This window comes from Bradyrhizobium sp. BR 10289, from assembly GCF_019455385.1.
In the GTDB taxonomy this organism is placed as follows: domain Bacteria; phylum Pseudomonadota; class Alphaproteobacteria; order Rhizobiales; family Xanthobacteraceae; genus Bradyrhizobium.
In genome coordinates, this window is sequence record NZ_JACOFR010000016.1 from 137,652 (window position 1) to 157,221 (window position 19,570).

At 65.2% G+C, this 19,570-nt stretch carries 18 protein-coding genes; 9 read left to right on the forward strand and 9 right to left on the reverse strand.

The annotated features are described in order from the left end of the window. Positions 1-25 precede the first annotated feature (25 nt). Together HYH08_RS24485 and HYH08_RS24490 are read right to left on the reverse strand one after the other, a co-directional pair. Positions 26-475, reverse strand: coding sequence for a hypothetical protein (locus HYH08_RS24485; RefSeq protein ID WP_220012389.1), 450 nt, complete (start codon positions 473-475; stop codon positions 26-28). A gap of 7 nt (positions 476-482) precedes the next feature. Continuing rightward, entirely contained in the window at positions 483-2,081 is a 1,599-nt protein-coding gene (locus tag HYH08_RS24490) for a GMC family oxidoreductase (protein ID WP_220012390.1), read from the reverse strand. A 200-nt stretch (positions 2,082-2,281) separates the two neighbouring features. Between HYH08_RS24490 and HYH08_RS24495 the strand changes: the two genes are divergently transcribed. Next, positions 2,282-3,070 (forward strand): thermonuclease family protein, encoded by a 789-nt coding sequence (locus tag HYH08_RS24495; protein ID WP_220012391.1) that lies wholly within the window; start codon positions 2,282-2,284, stop codon positions 3,068-3,070. A 214-nt stretch (positions 3,071-3,284) separates the two neighbouring features. Here HYH08_RS24495 and cyoD read toward each other — a convergent pair whose 3' ends face one another. The 4 genes from cyoD to HYH08_RS24515 are packed head-to-tail and all read right to left on the reverse strand — an operon-like array spanning position 3,285 to position 7,105. Beyond that, positions 3,285-3,671 carry a cytochrome o ubiquinol oxidase subunit IV gene (gene cyoD / locus HYH08_RS24500; protein WP_220012392.1) on the reverse strand — a complete coding sequence of 129 codons (387 nt, stop codon included), beginning with the start codon at positions 3,669-3,671 and terminating at the stop codon, positions 3,285-3,287. Beyond that, positions 3,668-4,309, reverse strand: a complete 642-nt coding sequence (locus tag HYH08_RS24505; RefSeq protein WP_220012393.1) for a cytochrome (ubi)quinol oxidase subunit III — start codon at positions 4,307-4,309, stop codon at positions 3,668-3,670. Before HYH08_RS24505 ends, cyoD begins: the two co-directional genes overlap by 4 nt. After that, a complete protein-coding gene (gene cyoB / locus HYH08_RS24510; protein WP_220012435.1) occupies positions 4,309-6,309 on the reverse strand; it encodes a cytochrome o ubiquinol oxidase subunit I in 2,001 nt (666 codons plus the stop codon). Before cyoB ends, HYH08_RS24505 begins: the two co-directional genes overlap by 1 nt. Next, positions 6,299-7,105: a cytochrome ubiquinol oxidase subunit II family protein gene (locus HYH08_RS24515; protein WP_349631459.1), complete on the reverse strand. Its 807-nt coding sequence runs from the start codon at positions 7,103-7,105 to the stop codon at positions 6,299-6,301. The genes cyoB and HYH08_RS24515 overlap by 11 nt, the downstream gene beginning before the upstream one ends. 269 nt (positions 7,106-7,374) lie before the next feature. Between HYH08_RS24515 and HYH08_RS24520 the strand changes: the two genes are divergently transcribed. Then, on the forward strand, positions 7,375-8,175 hold the full coding sequence (locus HYH08_RS24520) for an SDR family NAD(P)-dependent oxidoreductase (RefSeq protein WP_220012395.1): 801 nt from the start codon (positions 7,375-7,377) through the stop codon (positions 8,173-8,175). 114 nt (positions 8,176-8,289) lie between these two features. Here the strand turns inward: HYH08_RS24520 and HYH08_RS24525 are convergent, their stop codons facing one another. Next, on the reverse strand, positions 8,290-9,615 hold the full coding sequence (locus HYH08_RS24525; RefSeq protein ID WP_228748045.1) for a PQQ-dependent sugar dehydrogenase: 1,326 nt from the start codon (positions 9,613-9,615) through the stop codon (positions 8,290-8,292). Between the two features lie 245 nt (positions 9,616-9,860). Between HYH08_RS24525 and HYH08_RS24530 the strand changes: the two genes are divergently transcribed. The 4 genes from HYH08_RS24530 (at position 9,861) to HYH08_RS24545 (ending at position 13,566) form a co-directional block, all read left to right on the forward strand. Then, the gene (locus HYH08_RS24530) at positions 9,861-11,051 is read left to right on the forward strand and encodes a urate hydroxylase PuuD (RefSeq protein WP_220012397.1); all 1,191 of its coding nucleotides are present in this window, start codon (positions 9,861-9,863) and stop codon (positions 11,049-11,051) included. A gap of 141 nt (positions 11,052-11,192) precedes the next feature. Next, positions 11,193-12,050, forward strand: coding sequence for a VOC family protein (locus HYH08_RS24535; protein WP_220012398.1), 858 nt, complete (start codon positions 11,193-11,195; stop codon positions 12,048-12,050). A 78-nt stretch (positions 12,051-12,128) separates the two neighbouring features. Further along, positions 12,129-12,404, forward strand: coding sequence for a hypothetical protein (locus tag HYH08_RS24540; protein ID WP_220012399.1), 276 nt, complete (start codon positions 12,129-12,131; stop codon positions 12,402-12,404). A gap of 202 nt (positions 12,405-12,606) precedes the next feature. Beyond that, positions 12,607-13,566: a lytic transglycosylase domain-containing protein gene (locus HYH08_RS24545; RefSeq protein ID WP_220012400.1), complete on the forward strand. Its 960-nt coding sequence runs from the start codon at positions 12,607-12,609 to the stop codon at positions 13,564-13,566. Between the two features lies 1 nt (position 13,567). Here the strand turns inward: HYH08_RS24545 and HYH08_RS24550 are convergent, their stop codons facing one another. Continuing rightward, entirely contained in the window at positions 13,568-14,551 is a 984-nt protein-coding gene (locus HYH08_RS24550; protein WP_220012401.1) for a Bug family tripartite tricarboxylate transporter substrate binding protein, read from the reverse strand. A 418-nt stretch (positions 14,552-14,969) separates the two neighbouring features. Between HYH08_RS24550 and HYH08_RS24555 the strand changes: the two genes are divergently transcribed. The 3 genes from HYH08_RS24555 to HYH08_RS24560 all read left to right on the forward strand — a co-directional run bounded on the left by HYH08_RS24555 (position 14,970) and on the right by HYH08_RS24560 (position 18,884). After that, entirely contained in the window at positions 14,970-15,575 is a 606-nt protein-coding gene (locus tag HYH08_RS24555; RefSeq protein ID WP_220012402.1) for a hypothetical protein, read from the forward strand. A 29-nt stretch (positions 15,576-15,604) separates the two neighbouring features. Then, a complete protein-coding gene (locus tag HYH08_RS37710; RefSeq protein WP_283844165.1) occupies positions 15,605-15,841 on the forward strand; it encodes an HGGxSTG domain-containing protein in 237 nt (78 codons plus the stop codon). 157 nt (positions 15,842-15,998) lie between these two features. Continuing rightward, on the forward strand, positions 15,999-18,884 hold the full coding sequence (locus HYH08_RS24560; RefSeq protein WP_220012403.1) for a hypothetical protein: 2,886 nt from the start codon (positions 15,999-16,001) through the stop codon (positions 18,882-18,884). Between the two features lie 22 nt (positions 18,885-18,906). Here the strand turns inward: HYH08_RS24560 and HYH08_RS24565 are convergent, their stop codons facing one another. Next, a complete protein-coding gene (locus tag HYH08_RS24565; RefSeq protein WP_220012404.1) occupies positions 18,907-19,476 on the reverse strand; it encodes a c-type cytochrome in 570 nt (189 codons plus the stop codon). Between the last annotated feature and the right edge of the window lie 94 nt (positions 19,477-19,570).

Here is a 19,570-nt window from a genome sequence, read left to right on the forward strand (position 1 = left end):
GCGCGAGGCTGGCCTGCCCAGGTGGCTAGGGCGCACGCCGCAGTGTGCCGCCCCTGGACTTGACGGGATCAAGCAGCGACCAGTCCCCGTCAGGGAGAATGTGCCCTTGGGGGAACGGTGCGCGCAGCTCGAGCCCCAGCGAACGCAGCACGCGGTCGTCGCGATAGTAGCATTGCAGGACGACGCGAACGAGCGTCGCGGCCGCTGCGCCGCCGTGCTTGCGAAACTCCTGCGCCACGGCATCGCGCCTTGCAGCATCGAGCCCGGCGAGCGGCTCCCCCGCCAGCCGCGCCAGATGGTCGAGCGCTGCGGCTACAAGCTTCGTATCGCGGCCGAGCGTCGCCAGCATGTCGGCCTGGATCGCGGGATCGTCGGCGCCGGGCACCTTGTATTCGTCGCTGGCGGGCACGATCATCGCAGCGACAGTGCGGAGGTCGTCGCGCTGCCGCGGCGTGAGGGTCATCTGCTCGGACATAGCGGCCTCAATCGAACAAATTGGCGAGGCGCTGCTTCATCTGGTCGGCGATGTAGAGCGCGAGAGCCTGGATGGTGGAGGTCGGGTTCACGCCACCCGAGGTGACGAAGATGCTGCCGTCGACGATGAAGAGGTTCTTGACGTCGTGGGTGCGGCCCCATTCGTTGACGACGGAGCGCGAGGGGTCAGTGCCCATCCGGGCGGTGCCGAGCAGGTGCCAGCCGCCCCAGGGGATCGGCGAGTTGACGCAGATGTCGGTGGCACCCGCCGTTTCAAGAAACTCACGGCCGCGGGCCAGCGCATAGTCCATCATCTTCCGGCTGTTCTCGCTGATCGTGTAGTTGATCTTCGGCGCGGGAATGCCGTGGCTGTCCTTCAGCACCGGATCGAGCGTGACGCAATTATGCTCCTCCGGCAGGTCCTCGCAGATCGCGGAAAAGCCCAGGCGATGGCCGTTGAGCTTGCGGAAGACGCGGTGATGATCCTCGCCCCAGGGCAGAATGCCCTTCTGCTCGCTGACGACGGCCTCGAACACCGGCCCGGCACCGCGCACGAACTGGACTCCGAAGCCGCGCACGAAACCGCGCGACAGGTCGGTGTCGTACCACTCCTTGCTCCACAGGCAGGTCGGCGGGGCGCGGTTGCTATCGGTCGGCTGCTCCACATAGCCATAGATCTGCGCATAGGGATGGAACATCAGGTTCTTGCCGACGAGGCCCGACGAATTGGCAAGGCCGTTCGGAAAACGATCCGACCTCGAATTCAGCAGCAGCCGCGGCGTGCCGACGCCATTGCAGGCGATGATCACGACATGCGCCGGCTGGAATTGCTCGACGCCGTCCCTGTCGTAGTAGACCACGCCCGTGGCCATGCCGTTCTCGTCGGTGGTGATCTCGCGCACGCGGCAATGCGTGCGCAGCTCGACACCGGCGCGGATCGCATGCGGCCAATAGGTGATGTCGGTCGATGATTTGGCGCCCTGCGCACAGGCCGGCGTGCAATGGCCGAGATTGATGCAGCGCGCGCGGCCCTCATAATCCATGGTCGCGACAGTGGTATCCGACGGCCACCAGTGCCAGCCGAGCTCGTTCATGGCCTTGCCGATGATGGCACCCGACAATCCCATTGGCTGCTGCGGCATTGGCGGATGCGTCAGCGGCGACAGCGGATCGCCCGAGAGGCCCGACGTGCCCATCATCCGGTCGTTCTCCTCGAAGAACGGCGTCAGCGCGTCGTAATCGATCGGCCAGTCATCGGCGACGCCGTCGAGCGTCTTCACCTTGAAATCGGAGGGATGCAGTCGCGGCCAGTGCGCTGTGTACATCACCGTCGAGCCGCCCACCGCATTATAGTTCACGACCTTGATCGGCGAATTGTCGTCGTTGATCGGATAGTCCTCGGGCCGGCCGCGGACGTTCGGGCTCGACGACCACTCGCCGTAGAACTTGGCCTCCCAGTCCCGGCCCGTGCTCGGATATTCCGCCGGATTCATCCAGCCGCCCTGCTCCAGGCAGAGGATGTGCATCTTGGTCTCAGCCAGCGACCACGCCACCGCCGCGCCCGAGGCGCCGGCGCCGATGATCAGGACGTCCACGGGGTCTTTCATCGCAACCTTTTTCCTCCCCCTCGCCGCTTCCCGGGCGATTCGGCCTAAGCGGTGCGCAAGGCCGGCGAACGATAGGGGCAGAGCAACAGCCGAGTAAAGCCGCGAGACCGGAATGTCGCACTTCGCAGGGCGCAGACCATTGGTATCGTCCCGTCCGGATGCTAGGAACGAGGGGCAAGAGCAATCGATAGCGAGACCTTATGTCCTTCCGAAATTTCTTTGCCGCCGCCCGCGTTTTTGCGCTCGTTTCGTTTTTCGCCTTGCCCGGAATTCTGGTCTCGTCCGAGCCGGCCACGGCGCTGACGGCAGCTGCGACCGTCCGGGACGCCAATTCGATCCAGCTCGGCGACGTCACCTATCGGCTCGACGGCGTCGACGCGCCCGAGCTCGACCAGGTCTGCATCGACGATCATGCCGATCCCTGGACCTGCGGCATCGAGGCCCGCGACCAGCTGGCAAAGCTGATCAACAAGCGGTCCGTGCGCTGTGACGACGTCGGGCCCGAAAAGAGCTTTGGCAAGCGGCATCGGGCAATCTGCACAGCCGAGGGCGACAAGGTCTCCTTGAACGAGCAACTGATCAAGCTCGGCTACGCCATCGCCCGCGAGCCGATCAAGGCGAATGTCAAGCCGGCTGCGGCGGACGCCAAGGCGGCCTCCGCCGGCATCTGGAAGGGTTGCTTTGTTGCGCCGCAGGAATTCCGCACCGGCAAGAAGGACGGCACTCTCCTGGGCGCGGCCTGCCGCCCCGACCGCGACAAGGAGATCCGCGCAGTGCTGTTTCCGGAAGACCTGACCATGCCGCCGAGCTGCGCCATCAAGGGCAAGCTCGCGGTGCGCGCGCGCGTCACGGGCAATATCGGCATCTATCATCTGAGGGGCTGCCCGAGCTACCCGGCGACGACCAAGCCGGACCGCTGGTTCTGCTCGGAGGACGACGCCCAGGCCGCCGGCTTCCGCAAGGCCTACAACTGCCGCCGGCCAAAGTGAACAATTGGTTCACGCAGCCGTGAGTGGTAGGCGGAGACAGTATTGATCCGGAATTGAACTCCAGGCCGAGTTGCTGCACCTATATGTGTACGCAAGTGCTTGGCGCGAGCGTTTCCTTGGCGGACGATCCTCATCGGATTGTCTTTGCTCGGGCGTTTCCTCCCTAGACTTGGGCCGCTTGTCACAAACAAGCGGCTCTTCTTTTTGGACCGCCCTACATCGGCTTCGGCATGATCTGGTCCATCGGCGGCATGTTCGCATTGAGATGCGACATGATCCAGACGGTGCCGCCGACCACCAGGAAGACGACCAAAAGGCCGAAGGCCAGTGCCAGCACATTGTTGGTGTTGTCCGGCCCCGTGGTGATGTGCAGGAAGAACACCAGGTGCACGCCCATCTGCGCGATCGCAAGCACGATCAGCGCGACGGGAATCGAGGGCTGCCAGACCAGATCGGTGCCCGCGATGAAGAACGACGTCGCGGTGAGGAGCAGCGCGAGGCCGAGGCCGACGACATAGCCGAGCACCCGCTCGCCGACACTGTGCTGCTCTTCCTCGCCGGGTGCGAGGTCGTGGCCAGGCAGATGCGTCTGATCACTCATGTGCCACCTCCAAGCAGATAGACGACGGAGAACACCCCGACCCAGATGATGTCGAGCGCATGCCAGAACAGCGCAAAGCACATCATCCGCCGCAGCACGTCGGCGCGGAACCCCTTGGCGAAGACCTGGGCCATCATGGTGAGCAGCCACAGCACGCCGGCGGAGACGTGCAGGCCGTGGCAGCCGACCAGCGAGAAAAACGCCGTCAGAAAAGCGCTGCGCGACGGGCCATAGCCGCGCGCGATCAGGTCGGCGAATTCGCGGAACTCGATGATGAGGAAGATCACGCCGAGCACGCAGGTCACGGCCATGCCGAGATAGTACCAGAACCGGTTGCGCACGTCGGCGGCGATGCTGGCCATGCCGCAGGTGAAGCTCGACAGCAGCAGGCAGACCGTCTCGATCGCGACATTACGCTGCTCAAAGATCTCCGAGCCCTTCGGACCGCCGGCAGTCTGGCCGGACAGGACCGCATAGGCCGCGAAAAAGCAGGAGAACATCACAATGTCGGAGAGCAGGAAGATCCAGAAGCCATAGGCGGTGACGATCCGCTTCGAGGCAGGCCCGGGATGTTCGATCACGACGCCGATGTGATGGGGATCGGCATGGACATGACCGGCGGTTGTCGTCATCGACATCAGACTATCCCCGCCATGCTGACGAGGCTGCGCCGCTCCTCGAGATTGACGCGGTCGATCGCGGCGACCTCCGCGGCCGGAATGACGTACTCGTCGTGGTCGCGCCAAGCGAACACGACGAAGGTCGCCCACGCGCCGAGACCGCCCAGGATCACCATCCACCAGATGTGCCAGATCAGCGCGAAGCCCATGATGGTGGCGAAGAAGGCGCACACGAAACCGGTCGGCGAGTTCCTGGGCATCTCGATGTCTTGATACTCGGGCTCGTCGTGCTCCAGCGATTGCTGCCGGGCGCGGCTCTTCATGTCCCAATAGGCGTCCTCGCCGCGCACGTCGGGATTGAAGGCGAAGTTGAACACCGGCGGCGGCGACGAGGTCGCCCATTCCAGCGAGCGGCCGTCCCATGGGTCGCCGGTGCGGTCGCGCAGGGCCTCGCGATTGCGGATGCTGACGACGAGCTGCATGATCTGGCAGATCACGCCGATCGACAGGATCAGCATGCCAAACGCCGCCATGAACATCCATGGCCGCCACGCCGCGACGTCGTAATGCTGCAGGCGCCGGGTCATGCCCAGCATGCCGGCGATGTAGAGCGGCAGGAACGTGACGTAAAAACCGAGGAAGGTGAACCAGAACGCCAGCTTGCCCCAGCGCTCGTCGAGGCGGAAGCCAAACGCCTTCGGGAACCAGTATTCGAAGCCGGCGAAGGCGCCGAACAGCACGCCGCCGATGATGACGTTGTGGAAGTGGGCAACCAGGAACATGCTGTTGTGAAGCATGAAATCGGCCGGCGGCACCGCGACCAGCACGCCGGTCAGGCCGCCGATGATGAAGGTCACCATGAAACCGACCGCCCACAGCATCGGCGTCGCGAAACGGATGCGGCCGCCATACATCGTGAACAGCCAATTGTAGATCTTCACGCCCGTCGGCACCGCGATGATCATACTGGCGATGCCGAAGATGGCGTTGACGTCGGGCCCCGCCCCCATCGTGAAGAAATGGTGCAACCAGACCATGAAAGAGATGACGCAGATCGCCATGGTCGCGAGCACCATCGAGCGATAACCGAACAATGCTTTGCCGGAGAAGGTCGAGACCACCTCGGAGAAGATGCCGAAAGCCGGCAGCACCAGGATGTAGACCTCGGGATGTCCCCAGGCCCAGATCAGATTCATGAACATCATGACGTTGCCGCCGGCTTCATTGGTGAAGAAGTGGAAGCCGAAATAGCGGTCGAGCAGCAGCATCGCGAGCGTTGCGGTGAGGATCGGAAACGCTGCGACGATCAGGAGGTTGGAGGCCAGCGTGGTCCAGCAGAACATCGGCATGCGCAGATAGTTCATGCCCCTGGTGCGCAGCTTCAGCACCGTCGTGACGAGATTGATGCCGGCGACCAGCGTGCCGACGCCTGATATCTGCAGCGACCATGCGTAATAGTCCACGCCGACGCCCGGCGAATAGGACAGCTCCGACAGCGGCGGAAAGGCGAGCCAGCCGGTGCGCGCGAACTCGCCGATCACGAGCGAGAGATTGACCAGCAGTGCGCCGGTCGCGGTCAGCCAGAAGCCGACCGAATTGAGCGTCGGGAAGGCGACGTCACGCACGCCGAGCTGGAGCGGCACGACCAGGTTCATCAGCCCTATCACGAACGGCATCGCCACGAAGAAGATCATGATGGTGCCGTGTGCCGAAAAGATCTGGTTGTAATGTTCCGGCGGCAGGTAGCCTTGTGATTGATAGGCCACCGCCTGCTGGATCCGCATCATGATGGCGTCGCTGCCGCCGCGCAGCAGCATCACCGAGGCCAGCAGGATGTACATGACGCCGATGCGCTTGTGATCAACGCTGGTGATCCATTCATGCCAGAGATAGGGCAGATGGCCCTTCACCACGACCCAGATCAGCACGGCGAGGATCGCGACCAGCACCACCCCGCCTGCGACGAGCGGAATGGGCTGATCGAACGGAATGGCCGACCAATCGAGCTTACCGAGCATCATGGCCTCCACGGTTGGGACGGCCTGCGTCGGACAGCAGCTCCGGTCCCGGCCCCGGCGGAATGTGCTGGGTCGCGATCAGGTCGAACAGGCGGGGATCGTCGAGGCGAAAGGTCAGCCTGTTCTTCTCGACGCCCTGCTGCATCAGCTTCTTGTAAGCGTCCTCGTTCAGCACCGCGTCGGTCTTCGCCGTCGCCGCCACCCAATCCGGGAAGGCGAGCGGCGAGATCACGTTGACGTCGAACATCATCTCCGGAAAGCCATCGCCGGAGAAATGCGCGGACAGGCCCTGCAGCTTGCCCTCATTGTCCGCGCGCAGGTTCAGCTTCGTCACCATCCCGTTCATGGTGTAGATCATGCTGCCGAGCTGCGGGATGAAGAACACGTTCATCACGCTCGACGAGGTCAGCTGGAAATTCAGCTCGGCGCCGGCCGGCACCGTCAGCGCATTCACGGTGGCGATGCGCTGGTCCGGATAGATGAAGAGCCATTTCCAGTCGAGCGAGACCGCCTGGATCCGCACCGGGCTGCCGGTGCCCGCCACGGGCGCGGCAGGATCAAGCTGGTGCGAGCCGATCCAGGCGACGCCGCCGAGCAGGATCACGGTGAGCGCGGGAATCGCCCACACCACCATCTCGACGCGCCCGGAATAGACGAAGTCGGGCTGGAAGCGCGCCTTCGGATTGGAGGCGCGAAACCAGAACGCAAAGCCGAGGATCGCAATGATCGTGGGCACCACGATCGCGAGCATGATGAAGACGGAATCGACCAGGATCGTGCTGTTGGCGGCAGCCACCGGCCCTCGTGGATCGAGCAAATTCATCGGCAAGCCACAGGCGGTTGGAAGCCCCGGGGACAGAGCCTAGCGCGGGAAAGGCTCCGCAACAAACGCGATCGCGTGAGATCGGTTCCTCAACGGTAACGGCCGGCCATGCGCAACAAGCCGGCCGCGACATGCAATTCCATGTGATGTCAATGACATGAGCGCAGGAGATGCACCTTCTCTCCGGCCGGGCCGGTTGCTAATCTGCACGAAAATAATGAGAAAGATGGGAGTGAACTGGCATGCGCTTGAAGGACAAGGTCGCCATCGTGGTCGGGGCCGGGCAGAGCCCCGGTGAAGGGATGGGCAACGGCCGCGCCACCGCACTGACCTTTGCGCGCGAAGGCGCGAAGGTGCTGTGCGTGGATCATCATCTGGAATCGGCGCAGGAGACCGTCGCGCTGATCGCGGAGAAGAATGGCACCGCAGCCGCCTTCAAAGCCGATGTGACGAAGTCCGCCGACATCAAGGCGATGGTGGCGGACGCGCAGTCGCGCTGGGGACGGATCGACGTGCTGCACAACAATGTCGGCGTCAGTCTCGCCGGCGGCGATGCCGAGTTGCTTCAGATCACCGAAGAGGCCTTTGACCGCGTCGTCGCGATCAACCTGAAGAGCTGCATCCTCGCAGCGAAAGAGGTGATTCCGATCATGCGCGCACAAAACAGCGGCGCCATCATCAACATCTCCTCGATGGCGGCGATCACCACCTACCCTTACGTCGCCTATAAGGCGACGAAGTCGGCGATGATCGCCTTCACCGAACAGCTCGCCTACCAGAACGCCGAATACGGCATCCGCGCCAACGTCATCCTGCCCGGCCTGATGAACACCCCGATGGCCGTCGACACCCGCGCCCGCGAATGGCACAAGACCCGCGCCGAAGTCGAAGCCGAACGCGACAGCAAGGTGCCGCTGCGCAGGAAGATGGGCACTGCGTGGGACGTTGCGAATGCCGCGCTGTTCCTGGCGTCGGACGAGGCGAATTTCATCACCGGCGTGACGCTGCCGGTGGATGGCGGGGCGAGCGTGCGAAGGGGGTAGGTTTGTCTTCTCCCTCGCCCCGCTTGCGGGGAGAGGGTCGGGGTGAGATGCTCCGCATCGCCCGGAGCGCGTCGGCCTCTCCCCGCACGCGGGGAGAGGCGAAAGGCGCTGCGCTCAGCGCGAAGACGTCACCCGCCAGATCGTGCCGTTGCCGTCCTCCGACACCAGCAGCGATCCATCCTTCGCGACTGCCACACCCACGGGCCGTCCCCACACCTCCGAGTCGCTCACCACGAATCCCGTGACGAAATCCTCGTACTCTCCGGTCGGCTTGCCGTCCTTCATCCTGATGCGGATCACCTTGTAGCCGGTTCGTTTCGACCTATTCCAGGAGCCGTGCTCGGCGGCGAAGGCATCGCCCTGATACTCGGGCGGGAACTGCGTGCCCTGATAGAAGGTCATGCCGAGCGAGGCCGAGTGCGGCTGGATCAGCACGTCGGGGACCGTCACCTTGTCCTTGATGTCCGACCGCGCGCCGGCATGTCGCGGGTCTTCGTTGCCGCCGATGTAGAGCCAGGGCCAGCCGTAGAACGCGCCCTCCTTCACGCTGGTCACGTAGTCCGGCACGAGATCGTCGCCGAGGCCGTCGCGCTCGTTGGTCGAGCACCACGGCAATCCGGTCTGCGGCTGGATCGCAAGGCCGACGCAATTGCGGATGCCGGTGGCATAGATCTTCCGCTCCTTGCCGTCGGGGGTGAAGACCAGCACCGCGGCACGCTCGAGCTCGCTGGCCCAGGCTGCGCCGAGCGGTTGCGCTTTTGCCCACGCCTCCAACCCGCCCGGCGGCGTACCCATGCCCTCGGCGACGTTGCTGAGCGAGCCGACCGACACCAGCATGCGCTTGTTGTCGGGCGTGAAGACGATGTCACGGGTGGAATGACCGCCGTCGGCCGGCAGGCTTGCGACGATCGTCTCCGCCTTGCCGCGCGCCTTGAGGTCGCCGGCCTGATAGGGAAAGCGGACGACGCTGTCGGTGTTGGCGATATAGATCCATTGCGGATTGTCGCCGTTCGGAAAGAACGCGATGCCGAACGGCTGCCGCAGGCCGCTGGCAAACACCTCGCTGGTCGCGACCTTGCCGCCCTCTCCCGCGCGCAGCACGCGGATGGTGCCGGCCCGCGTCTCCGCGACGAAGACATCGCCATTCGGCGCCACGCGTATGATGCGCGGCGCGCGCAGGCCTTCGGCGAACAGCTCGATCTTGAAACCTTCGGGTACCTGGAGCGCGGCCTCCGGCGGACGCGGCACCACCCGCGAGGAGCTCGCCACCGACCGCGTGGCGCCGGGCCTGACCAGATCCTGCGGCCGGATCAGCCTGATCGTGCCGGGCTTGTCGGCCCGCCAATCGCCATAGGCGTCCTTGCCTTGAAGCACCGGCTCGGCCCGCGCGGATATCGCAGCCGCAACCATCAGTCCCACGGCCAACGCCACGGGCCACATCCTGCTTGTCACGTCGTCGTCCTCCCGGCCTGCATGTCTCACGCGTCAACGCCGATCAACTGCGAATGGTCCACCACAGGCAAAGCGCCTGCCGCATCGCACGTCAGCTCATGCCCGCACGATGTGCATCAGCCGCAACCCATCGTACTGGAAAACACTGCCGATAGGTGCGACACATTATAGAGGCAGGGCCGCCGGTTGCGGCCATCAAAGCTGCGGCAGCGGCCGCAATTGATGGGGTGATCATGTGGGGATCCATCATATCGGAATGGGCGAGCCTGCTGCTCCGCTGGCTGCACGTGGTCGCCGCGATCGCCTGGATCGGCAGTTCCTTCTATTTCATCGCCCTCGATCTCAGCCTCAAGCCGAAGTCCGACTTGCCTGACGGCGTGCAGGGCGAAGCCTGGCAGGTCCATGGCGGCGGCTTCTACCGGATCATGAAATATCTGGTGGCGCCGAGCCAGATGCCGGACGAGCTGACCTGGTTCAAATGGGAAGCCTACACCACATGGCTGTCCGGCTTCGCGCTGATGGTGGTGGTGTACTATCTCGAAGCCGATCTGTTCCTGGTCGACAAATCGGTCCTCGATCTCACGCCGTTCCAGGCCGGCCTGTTCAGCTTCTGCAGCCTCGCGCTGGCGTGGCTGCTCTATGAGGCCGCCTGCCGCACCGGGCTCGCACAGCGCGAGCTGCCCTTCGCCATCGGTGGCTATATCTTCCTGGTCGCACTGACCTACGCCTTCACGCATGTGCTGAGCGGCCGCGGCGCGTTCAACCAGATCGGCGCGCTGATCGGCACCATCATGGTGGCCAACGTCTTCGCGGTGATCATCCCGAACCAGAAGAAGATCGTGGCGGCACTGATCGCAGGACAGGCGCCCGATCCGAAGCTCGGCAAGACCAGCAAGGAGCGCTCGGTCCACAACAACTACCTGACGCTTCCCGTGGTCGTGCTGATGATCAGCAACCACTATCCTCTGCTCTACGCCACGAAGTTCAACTGGATCATCGTCGCGATCATCCTGGCGCTGGGCCCGGTGATCCGTCACTTCTTCAACGAAGGCCATGCCGGGCGCAAATCGCCGTGGTGGGTATGGGGCGTTGCGGCCGTGGGCGTCATCGCGATCCTCTTGCTCTCCGCTGCCGGCCCGCGCGGGATCAAGACCGGCGCGCTGCCGGCGCCGGTCACGGTCGCCAATGTCGAAGAAATCGTGATGTCCCGATGCAGCATGTGCCACGCGGCCGAACCGGTCTGGGACGGTATCGTCACCGCGCCGAAGGGCATTTTGCTCGATGCGCCCGAGCACATCCATCGCAACATCCGCCTGATCGGCCGCGTCGCCGCCTGGTCCACCGCAATGCCGCCCGGCAACATCACCGAGATGACCAGCGAGGAGCGCGCCGTCCTTGCCGCCTATATCGAGCAGGCGCGCTGATGCCGCCGATGCCGCGTTTGGCGCAACGAAATTCCGCATCTCCCACTGAATTGAAAATGACTTGACCGCCCATCCGGCGTAGACAGGACCGGCGGCCGCTGATGCGGCGGCGCAAGTCAGTTTGCATTCGGGGATAGAACAGTGGCCCTCAAAAACGTCATCGGTATCGACCACGCCGTGGTCATGGTGAAGGATCTCGACAAGGCCGCCGAGACCTATCGCCAGCTCGGCTTCACCATCTCGCCGCGCGGCACCCACAGCGCGCATATGGGCACCGGCAACTACACCATCATGTTCGACCCCGACTATATGGAGCTGCTCGGCGTCCTCGTTGCGACCGAGCACAACGCCCCCGCCCGCGCCTTCGTCGAGCGGCATGGCGAGGGCATCGAGCGCATCGCCTTCACCGCGATCGACAGCGCCGCCGGCGCGGACGAGATCCGCGCCCGCGGCCTGACGCCGATCGGCCCGACCGATTTCGAACGTCCGGTGACGCTGCCTGATGGCACGGTCTCGGCGGCCAAATTCCGCACCTTCATGTGGCCGACCGCCGAGGCGCCCGGCGGCGTGCGCATCTTCGCCTGCCAGCACAAGACCCGCGAGACGGTGTGGATCCCCGAACTGATGAAGCACGCCAATGCGGCCAAGCGCATCAAGCAGGCGCTGATCGCAACACCCGAGCCCGCGAAGGAGGCCGCGCACCTCGGCCGGCTGATCGACCGCGAGCCGAAGGCCGAGGCCGACGGCGCCGTGTCCGTGCCCTCCGGCGGCGATCGCGCCGACTTCGTCTATCTGACGCTGGACCAGCTCGGCAGGCGCTATCCCGGCGTGCCGCTCGCAGGCCTCTCCGAACGCGGCGGTGCGGCGCTGGTGCTCGTCAGCGGCGATCTTGCTGCGACCGAGAAGGCGCTGGGTTCGGCCGCCGTGCGGAGCGGGGTCGCCATCGTCGTGCCGCCGGCCAAGGCGAGCGGCACCCTGCTCGCCTTCGTTGCCGGCTGATTTTAACGAATTTTTTAACGTGTGTTTACCCGGCGGCTCTAGAGTTCCCTCTCGTCCAAGCCGTCCGGGTCCAAGCGCATGTTCAAAGAGGGATCGCCGATCGCCTATGACGCGCCGGCCGAACTGAAGAAGTGGCCGTCGCTGAAAGGCGAGAGACAGAAAGACCGGGGTCCGCCCTACATGGTCTACAACGGCACGCTCGCCGACTGCGTCCGCGAGCTGATGGCAAAGCCCATCAAGGGCATCTCGCTCTACGACATCATGACCAAGCCGCAAGCCGCGTTCGACCAGACCGTGCTGTCGCCGGGCGATGCCGCCGAGATCGCGATGCGCAAGGATTTTCCCAAGGCGTAAGCCCCTCTTTCGCCGCAGGGTCGCTCGCGCGACGCGTTTGCCGTAGATCCGCGGGCCGGCGGCGGATGTTCCCCTGTTGGACCACCGTACTAACACCGGCCCCCTCGCGGAATCGCAGCTTCGCCGCAATTACGGTTAATGAAGTCCTCCTCACCGGCGCCCCAGCCGGTCGTTCCCCCACGGTTCGAGGACTGTTACCGAGATGCGATTTCTCGTCGCGGCTTGCGCTGCGTTTCTGATTCTCATGTGCGACGTCAGCCCGTCGCCGTCCTTGCAGACAGCAAGCCTCGATCGCGCCACCTCCAAGACCGATCGCGCGCCCTCGCTGGTTCCCGTCGTCGAACTGTTCCTCGCCAGTGTGCAGGCCATCGAGCTCGCCAATGCGCGCGCGGCGTACGAGGAGACCATCGAGCCGGAGCCCACGGTCGAAACCGCAGACAAGGCTCCGGCTTCGCCGACCGAGCAATTCTGCCACGCGCTACGAGTGGCGGCTGAGGAGAGCGGCATTCCCGTGCCGTTCTTCGCGCGGCTGCTCTGGCAGGAGAGCCGTTTCAAATCGAACGAGATCAGCCCGGCCGGCGCCCAGGGCGTCGCGCAGTTCATGCCCGAGACGGCCGCCGAGGTCGGGCTTGACGATCCCTTTGATGCCATGAAGGCGCTGCCGGCGTCGGCAAAGTTCCTGCGCAAGCTCCGCGATGATTTCGGCAATCTCGGCCTCGCCGCGGCCGCCTATAACGCGGGTCCCGGCCGCATCCAGAAATGGCTCGCACGCGAGAGCGAGCTGCCGCGCGAGACGCGCGACTATGTCCGCATCATCACCGGCACCAAGGCGGAAGACTGGACCGAACGCACGGATGCCTTGGCGATCCGGATCGACCTGCCGCGCGAAGCGCCGTGCGAAGGCATCGGCAGCCTGTCCAAGACCAGGGATGTTGCCTGGGTTCCGGTGAACCTGACGCCGTCGGTGGTCAGCATCATGCGCAAGGCCGAGCAGCTGGCGGCGCGGCTCTCCGCGAGCCGGGCGCGCAAGCGCTTCGCGTCCCTGCTGCGCAAGAACGGCTCGGCCCATGGCAAGGCGCGCAGCATGATCGCGACACGCGCGGCGAAGGGATCGAAAACGCACGCCATCCGCATGGCGGCGCGCGAGCGCTCCTCGGGCTAGATCACTCCGCCTTGATGTTCGCGGCGGCCACGACCTCCGCGAGCTCCTTCGTCTCCTTCGCGATCTTCGTCGCGTAGTCGGCCGGGCTCAGCACGCTGACGACGCCTTGCGACCCGAGCTTCTCCGCGACCGCCGGATCCCTTGCCGCCGTGACGATCTCCCGATGCAGCGTCTCGAGGATCGGCGCGGGCGTTGCCTTCGGCATGAAGAAGCCGACCCAGAACGACAGGTCGAAGCCGGGATAGCCGGCTTCCGCGACGGTCGGCACGTCGGGCAGCGACGGCAGCCGCTCGGCCGAGGACACCGCGAGCGCGCGTAGCTTGCCGGCCTTCACCAGCGGCACCGCAGAGAGCGGATCGAACACCGCCAGCACCTCCTGCGCGAGGATGCCGACCTCGGAGGCCGCGCCGCCGCGATAGGGCACGTGGATCATCCTGATGCCGGCGCGCTGGCTGAGCAGCTCCATGGCGAGATGGGCGAGGTTGCCGTTGCCGCCGGAGCCGTAGGCGAGCGCCCCCGGTGCAGCCTTCGCCGCGGCGACGAGATCGGCGACGGTCTTGATATCGGCGGTCTTGGGGTTCTCCGGATTGACCACCAGCACCAGCGGCGCCGAGACCACGGTCGTCAGCGGCGCGAAGTCGGCTTGCGGGTCATAGCGGATGTCCTTGAACAGGGTCTTGTTGAGCGTGATCGTGGAGGAGTTGCAGGCGAGGACGGTGTAGCCGTCCGCGTCCGCATGGGCGACGCCTTCGGCCGCGATCATGCCGTTGGCGCCGGCACGGTTCTCGACCACGAAGGGCTGCCCGAGTTTTGCACCTAACCGGTCGCCGATGATGCGCGCGACGACGTCGACCGGCCCGCCCGCGCTGAAGCCGACCATGATCTTGACCGGCCGCGCCGGGTATTTTTGCGCGAGCGCCTGCGTCGCCAGCGCACAGGCGCAGAGTCCGGCGATCAGCGCCAGCAGGCGAGCCGTTCGTTGCATTCATTCCCTCCCCACACCCTTGGCGTACCGCTTGTGCATGCTTGTTGGTGCGGCGCGCGTGAACGGCATGATGAGCGGCCGCGCGCGATTTCGCAATCGCGTTGGCGCGCCGGCATTCCGCCGCGCGGCAGGTGAGAACCTCTTCCCAACAAAAATTCGAAAACAACCCCATGCACAGTAGCCGTCGCGCCGCAGATCGGGGGGCTTGAAGGAATTTTCGGATAGAGCGAATTCACCCTTGACACGTCGGGCAAAACAGTGGCATGATGGCATCATCGCAACGATTGCCAGCGTGACCGCCGCCCGACCGCGGCCGCCCCGACGCTGTTGCGTCCAAGCTCTTCATCGGTATCCCGAAATTCGCATCCGCGCGCCACCGCGAACGGTCGCACGCGCCTGCGCCAACAAAGGACACGGCATGACCACAGCTCCGAGCCTCCCCGCCACGTCGCCGCTTGCGGCAAACGATCACAGCACCCGGGCTGCACCCCCGCGCGTCAGACTCTACAAGCGCCGCATCGCCATCAATCATCATGATCCGCAAGCCGGCGAGCAATTGCTGGCGGAGGCGCTCGGCGCCGCCGATCGCGATGCGCTGCACGGGCTTCTGAGACAGTTGGCCAAGGCGAGCGCAGTCGGACAGAAGCCGGATGAATCCAATCTGGCCTTCATGATCTCGATGATCGGGAGCATCGCGCCGAGGGATTCCATCGAGGCCATGCTGCTGTCGCAGATGGCCTCCGTTCACGTCGCGGCGATGCGCTGCGCCTGCCGCCTCGCCTGCACGGACAATCTTCCGCAACAGGAGGGCGTCACGCTCGCCATGACCCGCCTCGCCCGCACGTTCGCCGCCCAGGTCGAGGCCCTGAACCGCCACCGCAGCAGCGACGAGCGCGCGATCACGGTGCAGAACCTGTCCGTGCAGGACGGCGGCCGCGCGATCGTTGGGAATGTCACGCAGCATGCGGGCATGCTCGTCGCGGAGCCGGGACCGAAGGAGGCAAAGCAGGGCGCGGGCCTGTGACCAGCCCGCACGCCCGCAACACCGGCCCAATGCGCTCCAGCCTGCGCTGCGGAGCCAAGACCCGCAATGGCGGGGTGTGCTGTGCGCCAGCGCTACGCGGGAAGAAGCGGTGCCGCATGCACGGCGGCGCGTGGAGAAGCGGGGCGCCCCGCGACAACCGGAACGCCGAGACTCATGGGCTGTTCACGCGAGCCGCCGCAGCCGAGCGGGTGCAGATGCGGTCGTTGCTGGACGCGGCGCAAGAGTTGCTGAGGAAGTTGACGTGATCGGCCGTCGACTCATGCCGCCTCTCCTTTGATTGATCGGATGCCCTTCCCGCCACCCGCCACGACAATTTCCACGTGCCTGTGAACTGCTTCACACGTGCGCCTTGGCCGTCTCGCTAGCTTGGACCGGTCTCGGTGCAACACGCGGAGGGGCATCATGGGGGCATTGAACCTGTCACAGGTGCTCTGGGAGGAGCGCCAGGCGCTCGCCGGGAAACCCCTTGCATTCCCGAGGATCGAAACCGAGCGGGCAGACGCGTCGCCGGCGGCGGCCGAGCCGGTGCCTCCGGAGCTTGGTGATATCTACCGGAAACTGAACGGCGACGACCGCTGGGCGTTATGCCTGTCCGGGGGCGGCATCCGCAGCGCTTCCTTCGCGCTCGGCATCCTGCAACGGATCGCCGCGCTGAAGGTCGCCTCGAAGCGCGACGGCAAGGCCGGCTCGGCCCTGACGGAGTTCGAGTACCTGTCGACCGTGTCGGGAGGCGGCTATATCGGCAGCTGGCTGTCGGCGTGGCTGTGCCGCGAACGCAAGGCGGGCCTGCCGAACCCGGTGGTGTCCGCCCTGAACGATCGCTGCACGGAAGGGCAGATCAAGGACCACGAGGAGGCCGAGCCGGTGTCCAACCTGCGGCGCAACTCGCATTTCCTCGCGCCGAGCTTCTCCGCGATCTCGCCCGACCTGTGGAGCGATGTCGCGGGCGTGCTGCGCAACCTGTTCCTGAACTGGGTGCTGCTGGTGCCGCCAATGATCCTCGCGGTGCTGCTCACCAAGGCGGTCTCCTTCGCCATGATCGATGCCCACGCCATCACGACCGCCAACGCGCCGCCGTGGTTTCTCGCACTGATGATCGTGCCGACCGCTTGCTTCCTGATCGCACTGTCATTCTCCGCCGCGAACCGGCCCGCGCGCGGATGCATCAACGTCCCGCAGCCCTGGTTTCTGCTGTGCGATCTCGCCCCGTTCCTGATCGGCGCCGCCCTGCTTGTCTTCGTCCTGCAAAGCCAATACGGGCTGGCGACCCTCACGCAGGTGACCGATGCGCTCGGTTTCAAGTTCGGCGCAGAGGTGAAAGGCGCCCGGTTCTACGCCAACGTGATGATACGCGGCGCCGTGCTTGGCGTTCTGTTCTTCCTGCTGTCGTGGCTGCTGGCGTGGGTCTGGCCATTCGTCCTTGGCAAATCGACGCAACAGGCGCTCGCCAACCGGCCCAAACATCCGTGGATCGATCTGATCGCCTGGGGCGCGGCCGGCGCCGTTTTCGGCCTCCTGAGCGCCGCCGGGCTGGCGCTGCTCTGGATTTTCAGCCCGCCGGATGCGGATGCCGCCGCCGCGCGCTTCGCCTGCGTGCTTGGCCTGCCCTGGATCGTGCTGGCGCGCATGGTCGCCGACGTGGTCTACATCTCCTTTGCCGAGTTCCTGTCCGAGGTCGATGTCGGCCTCGAATTCCAGGCACGCTCGAGCGGTCTCTTCACCCTCGCCTATATCGGCTGGCTGCTCTGGTTCGGACTGGTGCTTGGCGCACCGCCCGCCGCCGCCTGGATCAAAAGCCAGCTCGGCACCGCATCAGCCGCCTCGCTTGCCGCCGGAGGGGGCCTGTCCGGACTGCTCTCCGTCGTACTGGGCGCGAGTTCGAAGACCAAGGCCGCCGCCGAGCAGGTGTCCGGCTTTCGTCAATATCTCAGCCTCAATACGATCGCCGCCGTGGCAGCCGCGATCTTCGCGGCGACACTCGTCGCTGTGCTGTCGATTGGCTTCGACGCCGCTTTCGCGCCGTTCGAGAACGGCGCCGGGCATATGCCCTGGGCGATCGTGATGCTGGTCGGCGGCCTGCTCCTGCTGCTGATCGTCGCCGCCTCGCTCGTCCTCAGCATCAACCGTTACTCGCTCCACAGCATCTACCGCAATCGCCTGGTGCGCGCCTTCCTCGGCGCATCGCGCCGCGAGCACGACCGCGCCAAGACCAAGAACAAATTCACCGATTTCGATAGCAGCGACAGTCCCTATCTGCACGAGCTCTGGCAGCACGGCGTCCGTCCCCATGGCGCCGATTGGAAGCCGTTCCACGTCATCAGCGGCGCCCTCAACCTGGTCTCGTCGAAGAACCTGGCGTGGCAGGAACGGATGGCAGCCCCGTTCACCTTCTCGCCGTTGCATTGCGGCAGCGGCAGCGCGGCGTTCGAGGACGGCGCCTACCGCACGACCTACGCCACCAAAACCCAGCCGCATCCCTACGGCGGTCCGCCGCTCGGCCTGACGCTCGGAACCGCGATGGCGATTTCCGGCGCCGCGGTCAGCCCCAGCATGGGCTACAACTCCTCGCCGGGAGTGGCTTTCCTGATGGCTCTCTTCAACGTCCGGCTCGGCTGGTGGCTGGCGAACCCGCGCGGCGACAATCCCGATTACGCCAAGCCCAAGCCGCCGTTCGCGCTGCGTCCTTTCTTCATGGAGATGTTCGGCCTGACCAGCGAGCGGGAGCGCTGGGTCTACCTCACCGACGGCGGACACTTCGAGAATCTCGGCATCTACGAGATGGTTCGGCGGCGTTGCCGCCTGATCGTGGTCAGCGACGCCGGCTGCGACCCCGACTACAGCTTCGAGGATCTCGGCAACGCGCTGCGCAAGATCTGGATCGATCTCGGTGTTCGGATCGACATGCACCGGCTCGACCTCTTGAAGAAGCGCTTCACCGAGCGGCCGAGCCCGGCAACGGAAGGCCCCTACTGGACCGTCGGCGACATCCTCTACAAGGACGCCGACGGCGGCGATTCGCAGAACGGCCTGCTGCTGTATTTCAAGTCGGGCCTACACGGCACCGAGCCCATGGGCGTGCTGAGCTACGCCATCGCGCATGCGAGCTTCCCGCACGAGACGACGCTGAACCAGTTCTTCTCGGAATCGCAATTCGAAAGCTACCGCGCGCTGGGCTACGAGATCGCCGATCGCGCGTTCAAATCCGGCGTTGTGCCCGAGGCGCCGACGGTGCCGCCCACGTTCCGCGCGATCGTGACCGAGCTCAAGAGCAAGATCCCGGCGACTTAGGTTGTCAGCCGCCGGACGTCCTTCAGTGCTGATGGGCGAGATAATGCGCGAGATCGCCGATCTGGTCCTTGGCGACCGTCTGCATCACATCCGCCATCGTCGCATCATAGCCGTGGCGGCTGTTGTCCTTGTATTCAGCGAGCGTCTTGGCGAGATAGTCCTCGCGCTGACCCGCGATGCGCGGAACGTTCTCCTTTCCGGAGTAATCGGGGTTGTGGCAGGTGTTGCAGCGGTTCTGATTTGCCAGCGCCGCGCCGCGTGCCATCCGTGCGGTGTCGGCAGCATCAGTCGGCACCGCCGGCTTCGGCAGCGTGGCGATGAAGTCGGAGAAGGTGCGCAGATCGTCGTCGGTCAGCGATTTCGCCATCTCGTTCATCGGCTCGAACAGGCGCAGCTTCTCGCGGAACATGAAGAGCTGGATCAGCGCGTAAGGCGCCTGCTGGCCGCCGAGCGAGGGTGTATTCTCGGTCTCGGAGGTACCGCGCTCGCCGTGACAGGCAAGGCACGGCGCGGCGCGCTCCTGGAAGGTCTCGGCGGATGCGGGGAGGGTCAGCAAAGCCAGCGCCAAAGCGGCTGTGAGTGTTTTATACATCTCCGCTCCCGCATACTCCGTCATTGCGAGCGAAGCAATCCAGACTGTCCCGGCGGAGGGTTTCTGGATTGCTTCGCCGCAAGCGCAAAATTGC

Coding starts and splice junctions, on each gene's coding strand:
- HYH08_RS24505 (WP_220012393.1), bottom strand. CDS start 4,309: ATGTCGATGACGACAACCGCCGGTCATGTCCATGCCGATCCCCATCAC.
- HYH08_RS24550 (WP_220012401.1), bottom strand. CDS start 14,551: ATGCAACGAACGGCTCGCCTGCTGGCGCTGATCGCCGGACTCTGCGCC.
- HYH08_RS24520 (WP_220012395.1), top strand. CDS start 7,375: ATGCGCTTGAAGGACAAGGTCGCCATCGTGGTCGGGGCCGGGCAGAGC.
- HYH08_RS24485 (WP_220012389.1), bottom strand. CDS start 475: ATGTCCGAGCAGATGACCCTCACGCCGCGGCAGCGCGACGACCTCCGC.
- HYH08_RS24555 (WP_220012402.1), top strand. CDS start 14,970: ATGACCACAGCTCCGAGCCTCCCCGCCACGTCGCCGCTTGCGGCAAAC.
- HYH08_RS24560 (WP_220012403.1), top strand. CDS start 15,999: ATGGGGGCATTGAACCTGTCACAGGTGCTCTGGGAGGAGCGCCAGGCG.
- HYH08_RS24530 (WP_220012397.1), top strand. CDS start 9,861: ATGTGGGGATCCATCATATCGGAATGGGCGAGCCTGCTGCTCCGCTGG.
- cyoB (WP_220012435.1), bottom strand. CDS start 6,309: ATGCTCGGTAAGCTCGATTGGTCGGCCATTCCGTTCGATCAGCCCATT.
- HYH08_RS24490 (WP_220012390.1), bottom strand. CDS start 2,081: ATGAAAGACCCCGTGGACGTCCTGATCATCGGCGCCGGCGCCTCGGGC.
- HYH08_RS24565 (WP_220012404.1), bottom strand. CDS start 19,476: ATGTATAAAACACTCACAGCCGCTTTGGCGCTGGCTTTGCTGACCCTC.
- HYH08_RS37710 (WP_283844165.1), top strand. CDS start 15,605: ATGCGCTCCAGCCTGCGCTGCGGAGCCAAGACCCGCAATGGCGGGGTG.
- HYH08_RS24545 (WP_220012400.1), top strand. CDS start 12,607: ATGCGATTTCTCGTCGCGGCTTGCGCTGCGTTTCTGATTCTCATGTGC.
- HYH08_RS24495 (WP_220012391.1), top strand. CDS start 2,282: ATGTCCTTCCGAAATTTCTTTGCCGCCGCCCGCGTTTTTGCGCTCGTT.
- cyoD (WP_220012392.1), bottom strand. CDS start 3,671: ATGAGTGATCAGACGCATCTGCCTGGCCACGACCTCGCACCCGGCGAG.
- HYH08_RS24525 (WP_228748045.1), bottom strand. CDS start 9,615: ATGTGGCCCGTGGCGTTGGCCGTGGGACTGATGGTTGCGGCTGCGATA.
- HYH08_RS24540 (WP_220012399.1), top strand. CDS start 12,129: ATGTTCAAAGAGGGATCGCCGATCGCCTATGACGCGCCGGCCGAACTG.